Origin of the sequence: uncultured Arcobacter sp., from assembly GCF_937982575.1 — a bacterium.
GTDB lineage: Bacteria > Campylobacterota > Campylobacteria > Campylobacterales > Arcobacteraceae > Arcobacter.
This window is the reverse complement of record NZ_CALJLR010000011.1, coordinates 1-22,200: the sequence shown is the minus strand read 5'-3', so window position 1 is coordinate 22,200 and position 22,200 is coordinate 1. Positions and strand designations below refer to the sequence as shown.

The window sequence follows — 22,200 nt, the reverse complement described above, 5'->3', positions numbered from 1 at the left end:
CTTACTCCCCAACCACACCAACAATTTCTCTAAAACTCTCCAATCCAGCTTCCAAATCATCAATAATCTCATTAGCCAAGATATCTGGATCTGGAAGATTGTCTAAATCTGCCAAGCTTTTATCTTTGAGCCAGAAAATATCTAAGCTTGTTTTATCTCTTGCGATGATATCTTCATATTTGAATTTTCTCCATCTTCCCTCTGGATTCTCTTCGCTGTAAGTTTCCTCTCTATTGTGTCTATTAGTTGGGTTATAGCATTTGATGAACTCTTGTAAATCTTCAAGCTTCATAGGATTTTTCTTTAGTGTAAAGTGGATATTTGTTCTAAAGTCGTATATCCATACCTCTTTCGTCCAAGGCTCTTTGCTAGCTGGTTTATTGTCAAAAAAGAGTACATTTGCTTTTACACCTTGTTTGTAAAATATCCCTGTAGGAAGTCTTAGTATGGTATGAAGCTCTGTAGTTTTCATAAGCTCTTTTCGCACTGTCTCTCCTGCACCACCTTCAAAGAGAACATTATCAGGAAGAACTACTGCAGCTTGACCTGTGGTCTTTAGAAGTGTTTTGATGTGTTGCATGAAGTTGAGCTGTTTGTTTGAGCTTGTCGCCCAGAAATCTTGACGATTGTAAACTAAGTCCTCTTTCTCTACATCTCCCTCTTCGTTTGTAAAAGTCATTGAACTTTTCTTACCAAACGGTGGATTTGCTAAAACATAATCAAATCTTTTTCCCTCATCAGCTATCAGTGCATCATTTGGCGATATAAAGCTCTCTCCATCTATCTCTCCGATATTGTGCAAAAAGAGGTTCATAAGTGCCATTCTTCTTGTATTTGCTACTATCTCATTTCCATAGAATGTTTTATTTTTCAAAAACTCTTTTTGTTCTCTATCTAAATCATGATTTTTTACTATGTAGTCATAAGCTGCCAAGAAGAAACCACCCGTTCCACATGCTGGGTCTGTGATAGATTTATTTGGTTCTGGTCTTACACACTCCACCATCGCTTGGATTAAAGCCCGTGGTGTGAAGTATTGACCCGCTCCACTTTTAGTATCTTCTGCATTTTTTTCAAGTAATCCCTCATAGATTTTTCCTTTAAGATCACTTCCAAACATCGACCAGTTTTCACGGTTGACCATATCTATGATTTTATAGAGTTTTGCAGGGTCTTGGATTTTGTTTTGGCTTTTTGTAAAGATCTGTCCCAACATCCCTTTGGCAGTTGAGAGTTCACGAAGTAGCTCACTATAATGCACCTCTAGCTCTGCTCCTCTTTTTTCAGTCAAACTCTCCCATCCGTACCCTTGCGGGATATTTAGCTTTCTATTGTAAGGTGGTTTGCTGTACTCATCTGCCATCTTTAAAAAGAGTAAATAGGTAAGCTGTTCGAGATAATCTCCATACCCCACTCCATCATCACGGAGCATACTTGCAAATCCCCAAACTTTACTTACTACGCTTGATGCATTATTTGATTCGTTCATTATTTATTTCTCTCTTTTTTAATATTTTCTAATAGTGTTTCCGCACTTTCATATTCTGGATGATTTTTGATATTTTCTAGCTCTTGTTCACTTAATAATTTTCCCTCAAAAGCTTTTTTGAGGATACTTTGTCGTAAGGCTTCTGATTTGGCTAGTGATGTTTCGATGGTCTCTTCTATCTTATCGCAAACACTTAGGCGAGATTCTATTTCTTGGACTATTTGATTTTGTTCTTCTTTTGAACAAACTGGCAATGTTATTAGAACCATTCTTGTTAAGCCCAAATCTTGATTACCAACGCCGTGTGTATATTGTTGAGATTGCTTATAGCAATGATGAGCATTTAATGCATGTTGTAAGTAAAATGGTTCAATCATATTAATTGTTTTTAAAACTGCAACATGAACCCAAACGTTAAAATCAATATCATACGTATTAACTCTAGCTATACCAGTAGTTCCTCCCTTAGTATACAAGACATCATTTAACTGAGGTTTGCATCTTTTAGATAATTCTTGATGCAATTCAGTAGAAATATATTTAACATTCTCAAAATCTATGCCATTCGGTCTTATATTTCCTCCAGATATAAATGGAATACCACTTTGTGAATATTTCGGACTATAATGAGGTCCATCTTTAACAGACCATAATATTTGTCCTAATCTTGCCCATGACATAGTAGATGGTAATTTGCTAAGCTGTTCTAATTCGTCTTCACTAATTTCTTTTGGATCATCTAGTCTTCTTGGCTTTGTCGGTCTTTTACCATTTTTACCATTCTCTTCCCAATCTTTTACAGCTTGTTTCCACTCTTCAAGTTGTTGTTTGTAGTGAACTTCTCGCTCTTTTTTTATCTGTTCTAACAGTTCATCTGCTGTTGGAAGATTGGTTTGTTTTTCTCTCCACTCTTTTGTCAGCTCTCCCTCAAAAGCTTTTTTAAGTACTGCTTGACGATAGATTTTAAGTTTTGCTTTTGCTGTTTTGAGGTTTGCCACTCCATTATCAAGCTCTGAAAAAAGTTGCTCTATTTTTGCAACGATTGCTTTTTGTTCAAGAAGTGGAGGTAAACTTAATGGTAATTCCTCTATAGTTTTTCCACTAACATTTTGAACACCTACACCTTTTGACATCTCAGTTAATTTTGCTTCCACAGTCTGCAAATACAGCCAAAAGAATTTATTAGCTATTTGACCTGAAGCTAACTCTTCAATTTTACCAGTACGTTGATTTTGTAATGATGGAAATTCTTGATTATAGATGCACAGTTTTCCTATAGAACCAGACATTCCTATTAATACATCACTGTAATTTAAAATATAGTTTTTATATTTTTCTAAATATTCATACGGCAAATAAACTGCACTAGCTAAATCAACAGAATCCCCATTTAGTTGAGATTGCTTAATTAACGGAATATCATTTTCAAGCTCTTTAGTTTTTTTAAAATCTTTACTTTTGAATGCATATCCATTTCTAATTTTCGCAATATCTTTAAATTGACAATTAACCCAATCTAGTCTCATCTAAGCCGCCAATGCTTCATTTAATTCATCTATAATTTTATTCATCTCATCTCCAAATAGTTGCCACATTTTTCCTCGTCCACCCTGAGCATCAAATGGAGTATAGTCTAAGTCATCAATCTCTACATGTAAGCTTGTCGCTATATGCTCTTTTATCATCCGTAGCCACTCCATTTGTTCTGCTGTATATTTTAAGCTTCCTGCTTGTTTTGCAAAGACCCATTTTTGGAAGTTTTTATCTATAGTTAGGTCATAACCTGTGAGCTTACTATCTAGCCCTGTGAGTCTTCTAAGAATCGATACTAAAGCTATTATCTCACTTTTTGGGCTTTGTGGGTTTGTCTCTTCTAGTTGTCTGTACGCTTCCCATACGATGCTAGGAGCAAGGCGAGGTTTATTTGCCTTAATGTTTGTAAGTAACTCTTTTACCATCTTTGAGGTTAGCTCTCTTCTTCTGTGTGGTTCATTATAGAAAATTTTAAGAGCTGTTATCTCATCTTTATGCTCTTGTATGTATGCTTGAAATTCTGTGATGATTTCATTTGCTTTATCGGTTGAGTCTTTATCCCAGTCTGCTACTAGTACGGTATCGAGATTGACCACATCGATGATTTGTTCATGCACACGTCTAACATTTTCAAGGTAGTCGTTTAGCTCTCCGTTAAATGTGGTTTGTACCTCCTTTATAAGCGTTTCTTGTGGTACAGTCTCTAATACATCTGGGTCATAGACATTAAGCAGGTCTTTGATGATGTGATTGATACTTTTGCCACCGCTTAGCTCTACTATTTTCTCTTTTTCATCTTCGGTTATTTGACGATCAAGTCTTATAAGTCTGTTTGCTAGAGATGTGAAAAGGTCTTCATCAGTAGCACCCATTAAAACTGCTCCAAGGAGGTCTTTCATAGGTACGGATGGTTTTCTCTCTAGTGGTCTGCTATCTGTTTTTTTGGACTTTGTAGCACCTATGGCATCTACCACTACAAAGTGCGTTTTTACCTTTGCCATTCGTGATACTTGTTGCAAGTCATCATCGTTGATGGTTCTGCTTCCTCTTCCTATCATCTGTTGGAAATAGTTGGTACTTTTAACATCTCTCATAAAAAGCAACACTTCAAGAGGTTTTATATCTGTTCCTGTGGCTATCATATCTACAGTTACAGCTATTCGAGGGTTGTAGTTGTTGCGAAACTTATTTATTACCGATTTTGGGTCTTCATCTATCTTGTATGTTACCTTTTTACAAAAGTCGTTTCCCTCTCCAAACTCTTCACGAACTATTTTGATGATGTCATCTGCATGGGAGTCTGTTTTGGCAAAGATGAGTGTTTTTGGCACTTCCATTTCGCCGTTTTCATCTATACGGTTTGGAAATATTTTTGGCAAGTTCTCTTTATATGCTTTGATGATGTTTCTAATTTGGCTTGGATTTACCACATCTTTATCAAGCTTATTTGCCATGTAAATTTCTTCCTCTTCTGTTCGCTCCCATCTTTTTCTTCGGCTTAGTTTCTCTCTTTTCTCAATTAGCTCTTTTGCCTCTATCTTTGCACCATTTTTTGTTATCTCTGTTTCTATTACAAAGACATCATAAGGTACATTTACTCCATCTGCTACGGACTCTTCATAGGTGTATTCACTCACGACATTTTCATTGAAAAACCCAAATGTTCTTTTATCCGGTGTAGCTGTAAGCCCTACAAGGTATGCGTCAAAGTAGTCTAAGACTTGTTGCCAAAGGTTGTAGATAGAGCGGTGGCACTCATCTATGACGATAAAGTCAAAGGTTTCGATGCCGTATTTTTCATTGTAAACTACTGGTAGTGGTTCTTTAGGTTTCCAACTTGATTCATTTGGGTTTTCTTCTTCGGCTTTGTCGTCTAGCTCTTCACCTTTTAGGATGGAGTAAAGTCTTTGAATGGTGGAGATACAAACCTGTGCATCACTTGCTATATAGCCAGAACTTAGTCTTTGAACATTGTAAAGCTCTGTAAATTTTCTATTGTCATCTTGAGGAACAAACTTCATAAACTCTTGTTCTGCTTGTTCCCCAAGGTTTTTTGTATCTACAAGAAAAAGTATCCTATGGGCTTTTGCAAACTTTAAAAGTCTATAGATAAATGAAGCTGCTGTAAATGTTTTACCGGCTCCAGTTGCCATTTGGATAAGTGCTTTTGGTTTGTTTTGCTTAAAAGAGCTCTCAAGATTTCTTATTGCTTTGATTTGTGCAGGTCTAAATCCATCTGTTTCAAGTTCAGGAATATCAAAAAATCTTCCCCTTAGAGTTTTCTCTTGTTTTGACCATGAAAGCAAAGTTTTTGGAGTGTGAAAACTAAATACTTCTCTGGCTCGTGGTTTTGGGTCGCTTAGGTCGGTAAATCTAGTAAGTGCTCCCGTGCTTTCATAGACAAATTTTAGTGGATCGTTGCCCAGATATTTTAGTTTCGCATTGGCATAGCCGGATGACTGCTCTTCTACAGTTGAGAGATTTTGCCCTACATCTTCTTTTTTTGCTTCAACAATTCCAACTGGCTTTCTATCTACAAAAAGAACATAATCAGCTGGACCAACATCTGTTTGGTACTCTTTTATAGCAATTCCAAGAGATTCATTCCAGTTGATTTTTTTGGCACTTTGTATTGCCCAACCTGCGTTTCGAAGTAACTTATCTATATTGTCTCTTGCTAGTTGTTCTGGATTTTGATTTATATCATTTGTACTCATAGGTTACTTCTCATCCGCAGCTTTACCGCTTTTTACCCATGCATCAACTTCATCTTTTCTAAAAAGCCATTTTCTACCCACTTTATTTGCAGGCATTTGCTTTTGCTCGATCCATTTATAAACAGTATCTCTTGTAGTGTGAAGGTATTCGCATATTTCGTTGACAGTAAGCCATTTGTCTTCCATGATTAGCACCTTGAATAAAATATAATTTATTTTACTCAAATTTGGCTAAGTATAAGTTGTATTGATGAATAGTAATGAATAATTTTGTCGCTAATTAATAGGAGTATTTTCTGTTGTCATTGTTGAAATAATACTATTCACTCTATTTTGCACCCATAAAGGATACCCTTTTGAAGCATTTTGTAAATCTTTTACATCATCGCTATCTAATCTTTTTGCAAAATCCAAAATAAGTTTTTTGTCAGCGAAAGCATCATTCCCGAGATACTCCATAGCACTTAAAATAAGACCTGCTTTTTTATCACTAGCTATTAATTTTTTTGAATTTATTCTTTTAAATACAATCTCTGTTTTCCCTACAAATTCACTTTTATGAAGTTTGTCATTGAGATAGACATATCTCATAGGAACTTGGTCAGATAATCCTAACATATGCAGCGCCATAGAACCATCTGGGACCATATGTGCATCACTTAATTTTGCAATAGCTTTAGCAATAGAACTTGGACTTGGTAAAACTTCACCAAATAGGCTACTTTTTTGAGGTTTATAGTAGATTCCTCTTCTAAATCTTCTAATAACACCTTGAGCAGTCAGATTTGAAAGCTCTTTTTCTATACTGTTTTTGTTAGCATTTACAAAATAAAAACTATTTGAAGCAAAAGCCACACCATCAGATAATGAAGATATTTTTGATTTTACTCTTTGAGTGATTGGCTTGGTCATCTCTTGCTCCTTTATTTTCAATAAATTTAATTAATTTTACTGAAAATATATAAAAATGTCAATATGTTTAATTTGATTAAAGATCTTGAAAATACTCAATTTTAAAACGGACAAAATATGTCAATTTATTTTGATACTATCACATCATAAATTACTATTTGGAAAACTATGATGAAAAAAATAAAAATATATGCAGAGATTTTAGAAGATGAAGCACTAGAGCAGTTCAACACCGCTATGTGTTTACCTTGCAATATTTCAGGTGCATTGATGCCAGATGCTCATACTGGCTATACTCTTCCAATTGGAGCAGTTATCAAATCAGATAAAATGATATTTCCAGCTTATGTAGGGTATGACATAGGGTGTGGGATGTGCGCAGTAAAACTTGATATCACTTCAAAGGAGTTGGATTTACATGCCATAAAAGAAGCAATTTTACGAGATATCCCAATAGGTCATCATAAACAACAAGAGGCTCAAAGTTGTGATGATTTGCCACCTTGTACTGACTTTGCTAAAACTGTTCTGGATAGTATAGGTAAATTTCAACTTGGTACTTTAGGCGGTGGCAATCACTTTATCGAGCTTGGAGTTGGAAGTGATAAAAAATTATGGATAGTGATACACTCAGGGAGCCGTGGATTTGGAAAAATCATAGCTGAACACTATATGAAATTAGCCTGTGCAAAAAGTATCGACACAAGTGAACTTGGAAATCAGTTTGAAGTCAAAAATAGCAATTTTAAAGAGCATAATCCACAAAAGTTTGAAGATGCAAAAGCTAAGTTTCTCCAAAAAGAGCTAGAAAAACATCTCAAAACCAATCTTGAGGGGCATTATGGTTTTTCTATTGATTCTAGTGAGGGACTTGAGTATATCAAAGATATGAACTGTGCTTTGGAGTTCGCACTCAAAAATAGAAAAAAGATGATAGAAAAAATAAAAAATATCCTAGGCAATCTAAAAGAGCTTCTTTTTATCAACAAAAACCACAATCATGCCATCATAGATGAAGATGGTTTTGTACTTCATAGAAAAGGTGCTACAGGAGCCGAAACTGGTGAATATGGTGTGATACCAGGGAATATGAAAGATGGAAGTTTTGTAGTGATAGGCAAAGGGTGTGAAGATTCACTATGTAGTTCATCCCATGGTGCAGGAAGAGTGCTGTCACGAATGCAAGCTAAAAAAACTCTAAGCCTTGATGAGTTTCATAACGATATGGTAAATATCATCACAAACCATAGTGATGAGACTATCGATGAAGCACCAAAGGCTTATAAAAATATTTTTGAAGTGATGGAGTTACAAAAAGATTTAGTGGATGTGGTTGAGCATATTAGACCGATTTTAAATATTAAGGGGTAAGAGATGGCAAAAAGAAAAAATTTAAAATCTGTCGCTCATAATTTTCAACATTCATTCATGAGTCTTATGAATTGGTGGGGCAATTATTTTGAAGATATTTTGACAACTGCTATGTTGACCTCTAAAGAAACTCAATTCACCCTTGATATGAAAACAAAAAAGTTCACTCCATCATATTTTGAAGAGGTTGAAATTATCAAAAAATGTACCAATTTTTACAGTGATACTTTTTTGCCAAAACTAATAAAAAGTCAAGGTTTTGATTTTTATGAAAATATACAAAAAGCGAATATGAGCATCATTTTTGATTTTGATAATATTGCATACCGTGATGATACAATGATTATCCCATATATTGCTAATACTATTTTGATTGATGAACTACAAAATGTTTATTCAAAAAATCTTGAAAGTCATGTTGTTTTAGGCTTAAAAACTATTGATGAAATTAAAGAAAAATATTTTAGTGAATATAAAAATCCCTCGCAACTTTCTCAAAAAGATTGATCAAGCTCTGTGGACTTATCACTTTAACATAAGGTATCCACTGTTTGATAAGCCCTACCACTTCGTTTTCACTTGTAACTGTGTAAGATATTTGAATCGTGCCATTTTCATCTTCCCTTAAAATCTTTTGCGATGGGAAAAACTTCTTAAGTTTGAAATATTTTGCTTGCTCTTTTGGCACTTCTATGATCACCTCTTTGAGATGCTCTTTAAAATTTGGCTTATATGTTCCCCAAGGAGATTGCACATAGTGGATAAAATTCATAATATCAGGGTTATGATAAAATGAATTTCCAGTAGTACTAAGCTCATCAATCATAGCAATTCTACTCATAGTAACATTTACACCATTTCGTTTGAGTTCTATCTCCGAAGCTAAATAAAAATTTTCATTCAAAAAGACTATTTTATAAGGTTTTAGTGTGAAATAGTTGATTTTATCTAAGTTGGTATAGCGAAACTTTATCTCTTTTCTAAACTTTATAGCATGTTCTAAAAATTTGAATTTCTCTTTGTTTTCATAAATCTCTTCATAAGGCTTTTGTTTAAAAAGGTATGGGGAGTCTGATTCCTCTTTGAGCATCGCTTTTTTGATATTTTCATCCACATCTTTTGAAAGGGATAGTTTTGATTTATCTGAGAGTTTGAGGATATTTTTGAGCATATAAAGTTCAGTAGAATTCAGAACATTATCAAGTAAACTTTTACTCACGATTATATAGCAACCCTTTTGGGGGCTTATCAAAACATCACCAAATATCTCTCGAATAAGCTCAAAATCCCTTCTAATACTTCGTTCACTTGTGTCGTATTTGTAAGCTAAATTGGTCAAACATAAAAGTTTGCCATCTTCTAAATCTTTTAAAATCTCTATGACTCTATATGTGGATGATACTTTACTCATAAAACCTCTTTTTTATTAAACGGACAGTATATGTCAAAAATAGATTGTACAATTTTGATGTTTAAAAAGAAGCATTAAGAAAAAGAGTTACAACGAATAAAATTAGCAAATGAAAGACTCTGTGCGTTGAGATTTAAAATCTCAAAGTGAGCAACCCCTCTTTTTGGTTTCATCTTCTTTTTAAATAGGGAGTATTACGGATTTGGATTACATCGTAATTATCTGTGGAAATGTCCAAGTCACTTTCATCTCCCTTTTTATTTTTAGGAGCAATACATGTCAAAATTTAACCAAACAGCTACTACTAAAGTCAACAACTATGAAAACGGTATCAACTATCTAAACGACGCAAAAATAGAACTCTCTAGCATAGTACTTAATGCCACTATGAGTGGGGATAGTTTTTATGAAAAAGAGAACGATAAAATAGAAATTATCAAAAATCTTATAGCATCTAATCAAAGTGATTTTATAGCTAAACTCTCTATTTTTGCAAGGACGCAAACGAACTTGCGAAGTATATCGCATGTGTTGATTGTATTATTAGCTGAACACAACGACAAAAGTGGGTGTCTTCGAAAAGCAGTCTATGGCTCTATTGCAAGAGTTGATGATATGACAGAAATAGTTTCACTTTGGAACTCTAGACATCCAAATAAAATGGTTCCAAATAGCATACGAAGAGCTTTTAGAGATATTTTAGATGAAGCAAGATTTGATGAGTACCAACTCAAAAAATATGAACAAAAAAAGAAAAAAGTGAAACTCAAGGATATCATACGCATCGCTAAACCATCTAAAAATCTTGAACTTTATAAAAAAGTGCTTGATGAGAGTTTGCCTAAAATCGATACGATTCATACAAATATCTCAAAAGATAAAAGTGCCAAAGAACTCTTTGAAGAAGGTCTAAAAACAAAAAAGCTGGGTTTTATGGAGGTTTTAAAGCTTAGCGGTAAAATCTTTGAGGGTGAGTTTGATTATAAGCTTTTTTTATCTTGGAGAAGTTATATTGTCAATGAATACAGAATTAAAAACTCTAAAGTATTGCCATTTAGATATTTTCAAACCTATATGGCATTGAAAAATCATCCAAAGAGTACACTTTTTAAAGAAGTGCTACAAGAGGCATTTTTGATAGCAACAAAAAATGATGATACTATCATCGACCCAAATGAAACGATAGCAATCATGATTGATGATAGTGGAAGTATGAGTTCAAGGTCATTGGGACTAAATCTATTTGAACATGCACTTTTATTTACAGCCTCAATCGCTTCAAAAATAAACCCTCAAAATCTCAAACTCTATTTTTGGGCAGATAGATGTGAGGAGTTTAGCTTTGATACAACTAAGCCGTTTGATTTGATAATAAATTCAAGAGCAAATTATGGAGCAACTTATGTTAGTAAACCTTTTGAGAGACTTTTAAAAGATGGTATCAAAGTGGATAAAGCTATTATATTTACTGATTGTCAAATGTACTCTGATGATTACTACAGAAGTAGTGAAAGTTTCAAAACATATTTTGATAAATATAAACATCGAGTCAATAGTGAATGTAAACTTCTGTTTTGGGATTTGGCTGGTTATGGAGCAGGAACACCAATAAAACTAAGTGCTGATGTCGTAGAAGCAAATGGGATATCTTCAAAAATGTTAGAGATTATCCCTCATCTTTGGGATGATAAAGATTACTTGGTCAAAGAGATTGAAAAAATCTCTTTGTAGCTAGTTCCAAAAATAAATATTTACACCAATTACAATCAGCATAATTACAACATCAACTTTCCAGCTCCAGTAGTTAGCAATGTTATTGAAGCTACCGCCACTAGTTTCATCATCAAAACCATTAGAGCTATTGCCATAAGGTGTGCCACCTGCATCAATTCCTCCGCCTGACATCGGTAAGCCTGTAGTTGGGTTTATATCGTTCATTGTTTTCTTCCTTTTATAAATATCTTTATAGGTATTCATAATTTTTAGAAAAAAACTACTTTTACAAAGTGTTGTTTATTTCACTTTCTAGTTTTTTTAGAATATTGATTATCTCATCAAACGATAATTTTTTATCAAAAATCATATTTTGCATAGCTTGATAGTCTTTTTTTAATGCTTCAAGTCTAAATTCTGGTGGCAAAAGCTTTAGTGTTCCTATTCTAGCTTCTTCATATTTTGCCCAAGTTCTAGGATAAAACTTTTGTTTAAAATCAACCACATTTTTAAGTAACTCCAAATCGGCTAGTGCATCATCTTTTACACTATTTTCAGCCATCATTGCTAAGTCATAATAATGCCTTGAGTACCTTATAGGCATAGCGGAGTCATTTGGTCTATTTGCTTCGTGGTGCAATATAGTAGCTTTTTCCCAAAATGTTCTTTTAGCAACTATCGTATTTACACTGCATTTTACTTTTTCAAAAACTTGTGGAAATTTAAGGGCTGCAAATGATGCTATCTCAAAACTATCAGATGGTAACCATGAAGCTAGTGGTCCAATTTCAAGTAAAATTTCAGGTCTTAAATAACTATCATCAAAGGCGTTTGGGTATCGTACATTGATAGAAAATCCATCTTCAGCAATGTTGCAAGTGCAAAGTGGTGATAAAATTTGCGAAATGATTGGCAGTAACTCATTTTTGATATATATTTTTGCATTTTCATTTATTTGTTCGTTAAATTTCACTTGCTTGTTTTTTGATTGTTGCTCTTGTAATGGATCTTCTTTTGTTACCAGTCTCCAATCCAAAATCAAATCAATATCTTCAGAAAATCTTCCAATAAGATTAAAAACTTTTGAAAGGCTTGTTCCACCTTTAAACATAAGAATTTTGTTCAACCTCTCATCTTCAAATATTTTGCCTAAAGTCCACACAACCCAAAAATCTTTTTCAACTATGGCATTTGTTGTGTTCATAAGTGTAGCAGTTTCACTAAATAGCTCTTTTCTTTCCTCTTTTGATAAATTTGCTACTTTATTCATGGCTATCACCTTTACAAATTTGCTTGATAATCTCATAAACCCACACAGTTGTGCTTTGTGTATCTTTTAATATTTTTTCAACCATTTTAGGCTCTATTTGCTCTTTTATTTTTTCTATAATTTCATCTGTAATATGCTCTTTGCCAAGAGACTTCAAAGCTTGAACGATAAGTGAACTCTCTTTGTATCTAAAACCAATATCTTTTAAAACAGATTTTTTAAACTCTATTTCTACATCATTAAAAAGTTTATAGCTTTTATTTGGACCATCACTTAAGTAGATATATTTTGCTTGTATTTGGGTAGAGAGATTTAAAATATTCAAAGCACTCTCACCTGAAACTTCTATTCTCCAGTTAAATTTTCTCCCAATTGCTCGTGCAACTTGCTCGATATCTGGACTTAACTCTTTTTGAAGAAGCTCACTATATTTAGGATAGTCGTAAATCCCTCGTGATACTCTTCTGATTTTTTTGGCTTTTACTAAATCTGAAAGTACATTATCTATTTGTTGCCGTTCAAACTTTTTAATCAAATCATTTGATGAAAATGCCCAACCCCTACCATGTCCAGAGATGAAATAAAATACACTATCATAGAGCTTCAATAGGATTTCCTTTAAAATATATTTCTAGAAAAAAGTATATCTTTTTCTAGATTTTATTAAGCTTTATAAAGTAATAATCGTCATCTATTTCTATCATGTAATATATAAAGACTATTAAGATAAGTCAGATAACCAAGACAACTCTATTTTATAGGAAATACAAATAATGTGATAAAAAAGATAGCCAAAGATAACTCTAGAAAGATATGTAAAATTTGAGTGTCAAAAAGTGGATTTGATGTGTCATTTCTTGTGACAAAAAGATTTTCTTAAAGGGTAAATTTTGAAGAGTTATGAAAATACAAAACCCTTTATTTATGGGCTTTATAGGGGTTTTTAGTAAAAGTTTCCTTTCTCGTAATAAACTCGTATTTTCAATATTTAATCCTTTCTTAATATTTCTCTTGTTTATAAAAATGTATCTATATTTTTACAATTATTGAAAATCTATGCATAAACTAAATTAAGTTATATTAGGTTAAGAACAACTTAATATATTCAACAGTATACTAAAACATATTTAACATTAAAGGATAACAAATGAAAGGTTTATCACTCGTTCTTATAACTTTGATACCGGCAGTATTGAGCGCTATGACAATTACGGAGGCGGTTCAAAAGTCAGTTATGACACACCCTCAAATTGAGATGAAAAAAGAGGATCATCTAACTCAAAAAGAGTTGCTTGTTCGTTCGCAAGCTGGCTATTTACCATCAATTGATTTATCCTATTCAGTTGGTCCGGAAAAAACAAAAACTATAGCAAACAGCAGAGAGAAGTCTGATTTGACACGCCAAGACGCTTCAGTTACTTTAGTTCAAAATGTTTTTGCAGGTTTTGACACAAAATATGCTTTTAAACAACAAAAAGCACTTGTTTTATCTGCAAGCGATAAAGTTAAAGAGAGTGCAAACAATCTGGCACTTGAAACTGCCACATACTACATAGATCTTCTTAGAAATCATGAACTGCTTCAAATCGCAAAAGAGAATGTAGAAGTACATAAAAAATATCTTTCACAAATAGACGAAAAGGTAAAAGCGGGAGTTGGGCGCAGTTCTGACTATAAACAAACTTTAGCTCGTTATGAAAATGCTCTAAGTATCCAATATTTAGCACAGCAAAATTATGACAACTCTATCTCTAGTTTTGAACGAATATATCCGGGTGAAGTAACTGCTTCAGATTTACAAAAACCATCAATTGAAAATATTCCTGCTAATGATTTGGAATCTTTAGTTGAGATTGCTATGCAAAACAATCCTACAATAGATGTTTCACAAGCAGACATTCAAGCTGCAAATGCTGCAATTAAACGCTCAGAAGCATCTTATTATCCGCAAGCGGATATTAAACTAGAAGCTTACTGGGACAAAAATATAGACGGCACTTCAAAAGGAAGCGGAGATCCATTCCCAGCTGCTTATGAAGAGGAGTCAGGTTATAACGCTCTTCTTGTTATCAACTATAACATCTTTAATGGTTTTGCAGACAAAGCAAACAAACAAGCAAATCAACACAGATTGCTTAATAAAAACAGTACGCTAGCAGATGCAAAACTCTACATAAAAGCTTATACAGAAATTGCTTGGCAAACATTTGAATCAACAAAACAGCAATTAATTCACCTAGAAAACACGATAAAAGCGAGTGGTGAAACTGTTTCTGATTATCAAAAAGAGCATGAACTAGGAAGAAGAAGCATTATCGATCTTTTAAATATTGAACTTGAGTACAACAGTGCAAAAAACCGCAAAGTTATAACTGAGTATGACCGTCTAATAGCATACTACCAAATTTTAGCATATACTGGTAAAATCTTAGAAGAGATGGATGTAGTTGTTGAGTAACAAAATTGAGAATCCGCTCCTAGAGTGCTTGGTGATTTTCACCAAGCTCTATGGTCGTCCTTTTAGTGCAGACGCATTGATTGCTGATCTTCCTATTCCGCCTGGAAGAACTACTCCTAGACTTTTTTCACTTGATTCCAAAGGTTCAAAATCTGCTTTTCATCGCGCAGCGCAGCGTGCAGGATTTAGCTCTAAGTTAATAGACTACTCATTTAAAGATATATCCCCTCTTCTTCTGCCTGTTATTTTGATTTTAAAAGGTGACAAAGAGAGTGAAAAAGCTTGTATTTTAACAGAAATAAGTCCCGACAGAAAATATGCAAAAATTATACTTCCTGAAATCGGTGAAGGTGAAAACTGGGTAAAAACAGAATTTTTAGAAGCTGAATATATTAATTTTGCATATCTGCTTAAACACAATCATCAATATAAAGATTCACATAACCGTTTACTCAAACATGAAAATCATCACTGGTTTTGGGGAACACTAAGATACTTTTCCGGTATATATGCAGATGTGATTGTTGCCTCTTTTTTAATAAATTTATTTGTTATGGCAACACCGATTTTTACTCTCAATGTTTATGACAGAGTTGTACCCAACAATGCTATGGATACTCTTTGGGTATTTGCAACAGGTATTATTGCAATTTATATATTTGATATAGTTTTAAAATTTCTACGCTCCTATTTTCTGGAAAATGCAGCCAAAAAAAGCGATGTCATTATGTCCTCTATTATTTTTGAGCATGTTCTCAATCTAAAAATAGCATCAAAACCTCGATCTATAGGCTCTTTTGCAAACAACTTAAAAAATTTCGACTCTATTAGAGGGTTTTTTACCGCTTCATCTATTGCTACCATTATTGATCTGCCCTTTACCCTAATCTTTTTATTTATTATATATATAATTGGTGGCTGGTTGATTTTTATTCCTATCGTTGGTGCTTTAATTATTATCATTTACAGCATCATTGTTGAAAAACCGATGAGACGCAGTGTTCAAAACACATATGAAGCTTCTGCACATAAAAATGCTGTTTTAATTGAGTCACTCACCGCATTAGAGACGATAAAAGCCTTGGGTATAAGCGGTCAATATCAATGGAAATGGGAAGAGGCTACAGGTGATGTTGCGCAAAAAGGTCTAAAATCCAAAATTTTATCAAACTCTATTTCAACATTTGTAAATTTTATAGTTCAGTTAAATACTGCATCTTTAATAATCGGCGGAGTTTATGCAATAGGAGAAAAATCTCTAACAATGGGTGGATTGATAGCTGTTGTTATGCTTGGCTCAAGAACGCTTGCCCCGCTTGGTCAAGTGGCTGCACTTATTGCGAATTTTCAACAAACAAAAACTGCATATGATGTTATCAATACCATTATGAAGCTCTCAGTTGAACGCGAAGAAGCAAAAAACTATGTTCAGCGTCCATCTTTTAAAGGAAAAATAGAGTTTAAGCATGTAAGTTTTACCTATCCTGAAACTGACAATAAAATCCTAGAAGATATAAGCTTTGTTATAAATCCCGGAGAATCTGTCGGCATTATAGGAACAAACGGATCCGGCAAGACGACTATCGAAAAACTTATATTGGGTTTGTATGAGCCAACGGAAGGATCTATTTTAATAGACGGAATTGACATAAAACAGATAGATCCGGCAGATTTAAGACGCAATATCTCCTATGTACCGCAAGATGTTGTTTTGTTTCAAGGAACGCTAAAAGAAAATATTGTTTTACGCTCCCCGGGGGCAAGTGATGAAGATATTTTACATGTAGCTAAGTTAAGCGGCGTAAGCGATTTTGCCAATGCTCATCCTATGGGTTACGACATGCCTGTTGGTGAAAGAGGCGACGGACTCTCCGGCGGACAGAAACAATCCATCTCAATCGCAAGAGCGTTTATACACCAAGCGCCTATTATTCTGCTAGATGAACCGACAAACTCTATGGACAGCACGCATGAAAACCATTTTATCAGAGCTATAAACAGTTATCAAAAAGAGAGAACAATGGTTTTAATATCGCATAAAAACATTCTGCTTGCGCTTACACAAAGATTGATTTTGCTTGACAGAGGAAGAATTATTTTGGATGATACGCATGATAATGTTATAAAACAACTGCAAACACAACAAAAAAGAGTAGCTCATGGGTCTTGAAGATAACTTTGTAGAGTACTCTTACAAAAAAAAAGATATTAAAAATCTTCGTATAAAAAATGAAGAAGATTTAGAGTATATGAACTCTGTCAGTGCTGCGCTTTTAAACCAGAGTACACTATCAACCAAAATAATGTTATGGATCGGTGCTTTTTTCATTGGCTGGCTTATTTACTGGGCATACTATGCGGAAATTGATGATCTAACTCGCGGCGAAGGCAAAGTTATTCCATCTACCCAAATTCAAGTCATACAAAATCTTGAAGGCGGAATTGTAAGCGAAATCCTTGTTGAAGAGGGAGAAAATGTAAAAAAAGGCGATATTCTTATAAAAATAGACGACACAAGTTTTGTAAGTAGTTTTATAGAGAGCAAACTCCGCTACAATGAACTTCAAGCGAAATCGATTCGATTATTAGCAGAATCAACCGGAACACCTTTTAAAGTAAGTGAAACAGCTAAAAAAAATGCACCTGAACTTATAAACCGTGAAAAATCTTTATATCTAAGCAACAAAGAGCAGCTCGAAAACAATATACTTATCTATCAGCGCCGCTTAAAACAAAAAAAAGATGAGTTAAAAGAGGCTGAAGCAAAACTGGATAATCTTACAAAAAATTTTAATTTTATCACAAGAGAGCTGCAACTCAATAAGCCGCTTGTTGATAAAGGAATAGTATCAGAAGTTGAATATCTGAAACTTCAAAGAGAAGCCAGCAGCATCGAAGGACAAATGAGATCAACAAAACTCTCTATTCCGCGCCTCAACTCTATTATAGAGGAGCAAAGAAATAACATCAAAGAAGTTGAATTGCGATTTCGCAATGCCGCTAAAGAGGAGTTCAATGAAGTTGTAGCTGAAATGTCTCGAATAGAGAGAGCAAATATTGCCAGAGAGGATAAAGTCAAGCGCACATTTGTGCGCTCCCCTGTTGATGGAAAAGTTAAACGACTACTTGTAAATACAGTAGGCGGTGTTGTTAAGCCAGGAATGGATATTATAGAAATTGTTCCTTCACAGGACAATTTACTTATTGAAGCAAAAATCAGACCTGCTGATATTGCTTTTTTATTTCCTGGTCAAAGAGCTATTGTAAAATTTTCTGCTTATGATTTTGCAATATACGGTTCACTTGAAGGTACAGTGACCCATATTAGTGCTGATACTATTTATGATGAAGTCAGCAGACAGAACTACTATCTTGTCCGCATAAAAACTGATAAAAACTACTTAGGAAATGAATATAAAAAACTTAATATAATTGTCGGTATGACTGCAAGTGTTGATATTATGACCGGTAAAAAAACTGTTCTGGATTATATATTAAAACCAATATTGCGTGCACGGGAAAATGTACTAAGCGAAAGGTAAGCTTCCATGAAAAAGATAATACTATTTACTACGATGTCATCTATTTTAAAGCACTGGAAAAGTGCTTTAAAAGATTCATATGACACAATTTATATAGATAACTTTGATCAATTGAGAGAGTATCTGACAAAAGAGAAAAACAGAGTTATTGTAATGTTAGATGAGATGAGTGTACTAAATATTGAAGAGACGCTAGTGAAGTTAAAAGAGTATCCGCATGCAATAATTTTACTCTTTAATGCCGTGCCTGAAGTTTATCATGCATCAACTCTGCTTGGAAACGGCATCAAAGGATATGAAAACTCCTATATAAACAAAGAAAACTTGCTAAAAATGCTCTCTACAGTTGAAAATGGAAACAACTGGCTTTTTCCTGATTTGACCTATTTTATTATTAATAAATATATTCAAAACAAAAAGAAAGATGAACCTGACTTTGTATCATCTTTAACAGAAAAAGAAAAAAGCATCACATTTATGGTGGCTGAAGGTTTAAGTAATAAAGAGATTGCGCAAAGAGAGAAAATTGCGTTATCTACAGTTAAAAGCCATATTCACAATATATTTGAAAAGGCAAATGTAACTGACAGAATCTCTCTTGCACTAAAGTTTAAATAGCAAAATTAAACTGTTTCAATCGGTATATCTACATCGATAAGAAGCTGCACACTCGGATCATCTATATTTGTATATGTAGCATAACCATCTTCTGTAACTGTAGGTGAAGGATCAGGTATCCATCCGTTATCTGTCAAATTATTTACTCCATCACCACTCTCTCCCGTAACTTTTAGTACATTGTCACCATCTGTTATATCAACAACATCAGCCAATGTGATATTTGACAAAGTATAATCACCGCTAGAGAGATCGATTTCATCTATAGAATCTGGAGCATCACCCTCAAAATCATTATTTTGATCTAACAATACCCCAATATCTATCGTGCCTCCGGATGAACTCTCTCCTTCAAATGTGAGAACCTGTTCTCCATCAGGACCACTTATCTCAAAGTTGTCAATACTCCAAGCCTCCTTGTCTCCTCCCTGATCTTCAGTATTTTGCGATTGAAATTCAACCTTGATAATTCCATTTTCGGGAACGGTAACATCAAAGTCATAGTCATAATACCCAAGCCCCTCACTATCAGGAGAGTATGTCTGAGTTTGTATGACACTATCTTCACTGTCATAAACTCTTACTATAAAGGTATCATCACCTTCCCACTCATTTACGCCGAGCGTAAACGAAATATTTACCTCTTCATCTACATGATCACTCAGATCAAAATCATGCGATCTTGTGTCGCTGTCTTGAGTAAACCATCCTAGTTCATTTGGCGGAATTGTAGTGCTTCCTCCTCCCATATTGCTCTCATTACCTTCGCCAATCCAACCTTCATTATTATTGCCTGGAGGGCTGTCAAATGTATGCAGAACTAAGCTATCAGCTGGAGCAGTCTCTACATTTCCTGTAATATTGTTAATAGGAACTGATAAAAGTTGAGTTGTATAGTTCCCCGCTGAGTCTGTTGCTGTTACATATAGGTTATACTCATTATCACTATCCAAATCTTTTGGATTTTCATAGTCAGGCGCCTCTTTAAAGCTTAAAACACCACTTACTGGATCAATAGTAAATAGTTCACTATCTCCTCCTGAGATGCTATAGCTGACACCATTTTCACTGCTTGCCGTAACCTGCAAAACAGGAGCTGTGTCCGTCTCATTGAAAAGTGCTATGTTAGAAGATGTAAAAATTGGCGGAGTTAAATCAGATGGATTAACATCAGGCGAAGTTACCTCAGATGGAGTAATATCGGGTGAAGTAACATACAGTTGTCCAATGTCATAAACAACATCTTCTGTGCCAAATTCAGTTACGCCAAATCCAAGCGCACTATTTGGACCTCTGCTAAATCCCAGTACGCTAGAGTCTGCAACGATATCAGTTTCAGTAAAAGCAGTGCTTCCTTCAGCTTCCTCTTCACCGGCTGCTGTTTCTAAATCTTCACTATCTTCTTTAACTTCAGCTGTTTCTAAAATATCAACCAAACTCTCATCACTAGCTATGCTTTGCATTGCATCTCTGCCGTGGATAACGGAACCGTCTGCCAAAATTCTAAATACACCGGTATATGCTGATGCCTCCGGAAGTGCTAAAAACTTAATCTGAAACAGAGCACCTGCATCATCGCTTATAATCTGTTCATCTTCGTACATAAAACTGCCATACACAGGTTCGCGAACAACTCCATCTATACCCACAATTTTATATTGCCCTCTGTAACCTGTATCTGCCCTACAATTTTTCCAGTAGCCATTTTGCACCTCCGAGTTTTATTTATACAAAAATACTAACATATATAAATTTACATGTAAATAGTACTTTAGTATTGATAAAAAGGAGTTACTTGCAGTCGTGATTGACTGCAAGTAAAATAGAAATTATTACTCTACTATAATACTGTCTTCTATTTTTAAAGTAACAGTATCATCGGTATAAATATTATAACCATCTACATTTTCACTAAACTGTAATAAAGTAGTATCCACATTAATTGTATATGCACCTTCATCTGAAGATTCAATCACTAATGTATTATTTCCATCCGTTGCATCCATAACATCACTTGGATTAATTGCATTAGCATCACCAGTACCAATTACCGTCGCACCAGAACTTAGCTGAATCACTTCAATATTGTCTACATTAGCAAGATTGATAGTTTCTGCATTTCCTATAAGCGCATCGCTGCCATCTCCTGCATCTATCAGTGTATCTAAAGTATCATATTCAATAGTGTCATTGCCCGCACCACCGTATAGAGCATCTGCTCCAGCGCCACCATCTATATAGTCATCACCAACCTCGCCAGCTATTGTATCATCACCATCTCCACCATAGAGAGTATCAGTTCCATCCCCTCCAAAAATAACATCATCACCTTCTTCTCCAAAAATTTCATTATCTTCAGTAGTTCCAGCAATTGTATCACTGCCACTACTTGCAGCAAGTGCGAAACCATCCCCACTTTCCCAAGAAGTTGCGCTACCAGTAATAGTGTCAACTAAAGTTCCTAAGTCAGTCAATTCCGTCGCGGTAAGTTCATCAACAAAATCAAATATTAATTCTACACTCTCATTGTCTGCAGGAATAGAATAGTAGTTATAGTCACCGTCTGCACTCAAAATAGCATTAGGAGCAAAACCGTCAACTACTAATACCCCATCTAAAGAAGATGGGACTTTGAGTATAAGATTACTCAAAATTTCACCATCATCTGTCACTGTTGCACTTGCATCAATACTATAAGTCACTAAATAAGGGGAAACAAGAGTTACATCTTTCACTTGAAATTGATCATTTGTAGATGTATTGCTTACACGAACTTCATTAAAATAAACATCAGATGTAAAAGTAAGAGGTATACCTATTGATCCACTAGGATTTGTAGTCAGATAATCATTTAAAGAATAAGTTTCTATAACTACGCCATCTCTTAACAATTCAACGGTTCCAGTATCTTTTCCTTCTGTTCCGTCAAAACTTTTAATGCTCATAGAAACGCTTCTAGCATATCCATCAAATGCTAAAATACCAGTACTGGTACTAGAATTGATCATTGGATCGTACTCTGTAAAGGTTTCATCTTCATAATCCTGTACAATTTCAGGAGTCAAATCTGGTAAAACAGTCACAGTTGGTGCACTAGCAACCGGATTGACGGTTACATTTACCGTAGCCGTATTACCCTCTGAATTTGTATATGTAAAACTATCAC

General features: G+C 34.4%; 18 protein-coding genes. 7 read left to right on the top strand and 11 right to left on the bottom strand.

Going from position 1 to position 22,200, the window contains the following annotated elements; genetic code table 11:
• Position 1: 1 nt before the first annotated feature.
• The 5 genes from Q0617_RS08960 to Q0617_RS08940 form a co-directional block, all read right to left on the bottom strand.
• Positions 2-1,489 (bottom strand): class I SAM-dependent DNA methyltransferase, encoded by a 1,488-nt coding sequence (locus Q0617_RS08960; RefSeq protein ID WP_298752609.1) that lies wholly within the window; start codon positions 1,487-1,489, stop codon positions 2-4.
• Positions 1,489-3,015 (bottom strand): restriction endonuclease subunit S, encoded by a 1,527-nt coding sequence (locus tag Q0617_RS08955; protein WP_298752606.1) that lies wholly within the window; start codon positions 3,013-3,015, stop codon positions 1,489-1,491. The genes Q0617_RS08960 and Q0617_RS08955 overlap by 1 nt, the downstream gene beginning before the upstream one ends.
• Positions 3,016-5,739, bottom strand: coding sequence for a DEAD/DEAH box helicase family protein (locus tag Q0617_RS08950; protein WP_298752603.1), 2,724 nt, complete (start codon positions 5,737-5,739; stop codon positions 3,016-3,018).
• A gap of 3 nt (positions 5,740-5,742) precedes the next feature.
• On the bottom strand, positions 5,743-5,925 hold the full coding sequence (locus tag Q0617_RS08945) for a helix-turn-helix domain-containing protein (RefSeq protein WP_141050275.1): 183 nt from the start codon (positions 5,923-5,925) through the stop codon (positions 5,743-5,745).
• A 90-nt stretch (positions 5,926-6,015) separates the two neighbouring features.
• Positions 6,016-6,651, bottom strand: a complete 636-nt coding sequence (locus Q0617_RS08940) for a DUF6088 family protein (RefSeq protein ID WP_298752600.1) — start codon at positions 6,649-6,651, stop codon at positions 6,016-6,018.
• A gap of 168 nt (positions 6,652-6,819) precedes the next feature.
• On the opposite strand from Q0617_RS08940, the gene Q0617_RS08935 reads away from it, so the two are divergent.
• Both Q0617_RS08935 and Q0617_RS08930 read left to right on the top strand, forming a co-directional pair.
• Positions 6,820-8,022 carry an RtcB family protein gene (locus Q0617_RS08935; protein ID WP_298752594.1) on the top strand — a complete coding sequence of 401 codons (1,203 nt, stop codon included), beginning with the start codon at positions 6,820-6,822 and terminating at the stop codon, positions 8,020-8,022.
• A gap of 3 nt (positions 8,023-8,025) precedes the next feature.
• A complete protein-coding gene (locus Q0617_RS08930; protein ID WP_298752591.1) occupies positions 8,026-8,529 on the top strand; it encodes a hypothetical protein in 504 nt (167 codons plus the stop codon).
• On the opposite strand, the gene Q0617_RS08925 is transcribed toward Q0617_RS08930, so the two are convergent.
• Positions 8,486-9,433, bottom strand: coding sequence for a WYL domain-containing protein (locus tag Q0617_RS08925; RefSeq protein ID WP_298752590.1), 948 nt, complete (start codon positions 9,431-9,433; stop codon positions 8,486-8,488). The genes Q0617_RS08930 and Q0617_RS08925 overlap by 44 nt on opposite strands.
• A 276-nt stretch (positions 9,434-9,709) precedes the next feature.
• Between Q0617_RS08925 and Q0617_RS08920 the strand changes: the two genes are divergently transcribed.
• The gene (locus Q0617_RS08920; RefSeq protein ID WP_298752588.1) at positions 9,710-11,164 is read left to right on the top strand and encodes a VWA domain-containing protein; all 1,455 of its coding nucleotides are present in this window, start codon (positions 9,710-9,712) and stop codon (positions 11,162-11,164) included.
• Here Q0617_RS08920 and Q0617_RS08915 read toward each other — a convergent pair whose 3' ends face one another.
• The 3 genes from Q0617_RS08915 to Q0617_RS08905 all read right to left on the bottom strand — a co-directional run bounded on the left by Q0617_RS08915 (position 11,165) and on the right by Q0617_RS08905 (position 13,023).
• The gene (locus tag Q0617_RS08915; RefSeq protein ID WP_298752586.1) at positions 11,165-11,338 is read right to left on the bottom strand and encodes a hypothetical protein; all 174 of its coding nucleotides are present in this window, start codon (positions 11,336-11,338) and stop codon (positions 11,165-11,167) included.
• Between the two features lie 94 nt (positions 11,339-11,432).
• A complete protein-coding gene (locus Q0617_RS08910; protein WP_298752584.1) occupies positions 11,433-12,416 on the bottom strand; it encodes a nucleotidyl transferase AbiEii/AbiGii toxin family protein in 984 nt (327 codons plus the stop codon).
• Complete coding sequence (locus Q0617_RS08905; protein ID WP_298752583.1) at positions 12,409-13,023, bottom strand: DUF6088 family protein; 615 nt, start codon at positions 13,021-13,023, stop codon at positions 12,409-12,411. The genes Q0617_RS08910 and Q0617_RS08905 overlap by 8 nt, the downstream gene beginning before the upstream one ends.
• 540 nt (positions 13,024-13,563) lie before the next feature.
• Here Q0617_RS08905 and Q0617_RS08900 point away from each other — a divergent pair.
• From Q0617_RS08900 to Q0617_RS08885, 4 genes are read left to right on the top strand one after another with little or no spacing between them, the layout of a single operon-like run.
• The gene (locus tag Q0617_RS08900; protein ID WP_298752581.1) at positions 13,564-14,874 is read left to right on the top strand and encodes a TolC family outer membrane protein; all 1,311 of its coding nucleotides are present in this window, start codon (positions 13,564-13,566) and stop codon (positions 14,872-14,874) included.
• A complete protein-coding gene (locus tag Q0617_RS08895; protein WP_298752579.1) occupies positions 14,864-17,044 on the top strand; it encodes a type I secretion system permease/ATPase in 2,181 nt (726 codons plus the stop codon). Before Q0617_RS08900 ends, Q0617_RS08895 begins: the two co-directional genes overlap by 11 nt.
• Complete coding sequence (locus tag Q0617_RS08890) at positions 17,034-18,416, top strand: HlyD family type I secretion periplasmic adaptor subunit (protein ID WP_298752577.1); 1,383 nt, start codon at positions 17,034-17,036, stop codon at positions 18,414-18,416. The genes Q0617_RS08895 and Q0617_RS08890 overlap by 11 nt, the downstream gene beginning before the upstream one ends.
• 6 nt (positions 18,417-18,422) lie before the next feature.
• On the top strand, positions 18,423-19,034 hold the full coding sequence (locus Q0617_RS08885) for a response regulator transcription factor (protein WP_298752574.1): 612 nt from the start codon (positions 18,423-18,425) through the stop codon (positions 19,032-19,034).
• Between the two features lie 5 nt (positions 19,035-19,039).
• Here the strand turns inward: Q0617_RS08885 and Q0617_RS08880 are convergent, their stop codons facing one another.
• Together Q0617_RS08880 and Q0617_RS08875 are read right to left on the bottom strand one after the other, a co-directional pair.
• Positions 19,040-20,683: a cadherin repeat domain-containing protein gene (locus Q0617_RS08880; protein ID WP_298752572.1), complete on the bottom strand. Its 1,644-nt coding sequence runs from the start codon at positions 20,681-20,683 to the stop codon at positions 19,040-19,042.
• 183 nt (positions 20,684-20,866) lie between these two features.
• Positions 20,867-22,042: a calcium-binding protein gene (locus Q0617_RS08875; RefSeq protein WP_298752570.1), complete on the bottom strand. Its 1,176-nt coding sequence runs from the start codon at positions 22,040-22,042 to the stop codon at positions 20,867-20,869.
• Between the last annotated feature and the right edge of the window lie 158 nt (positions 22,043-22,200).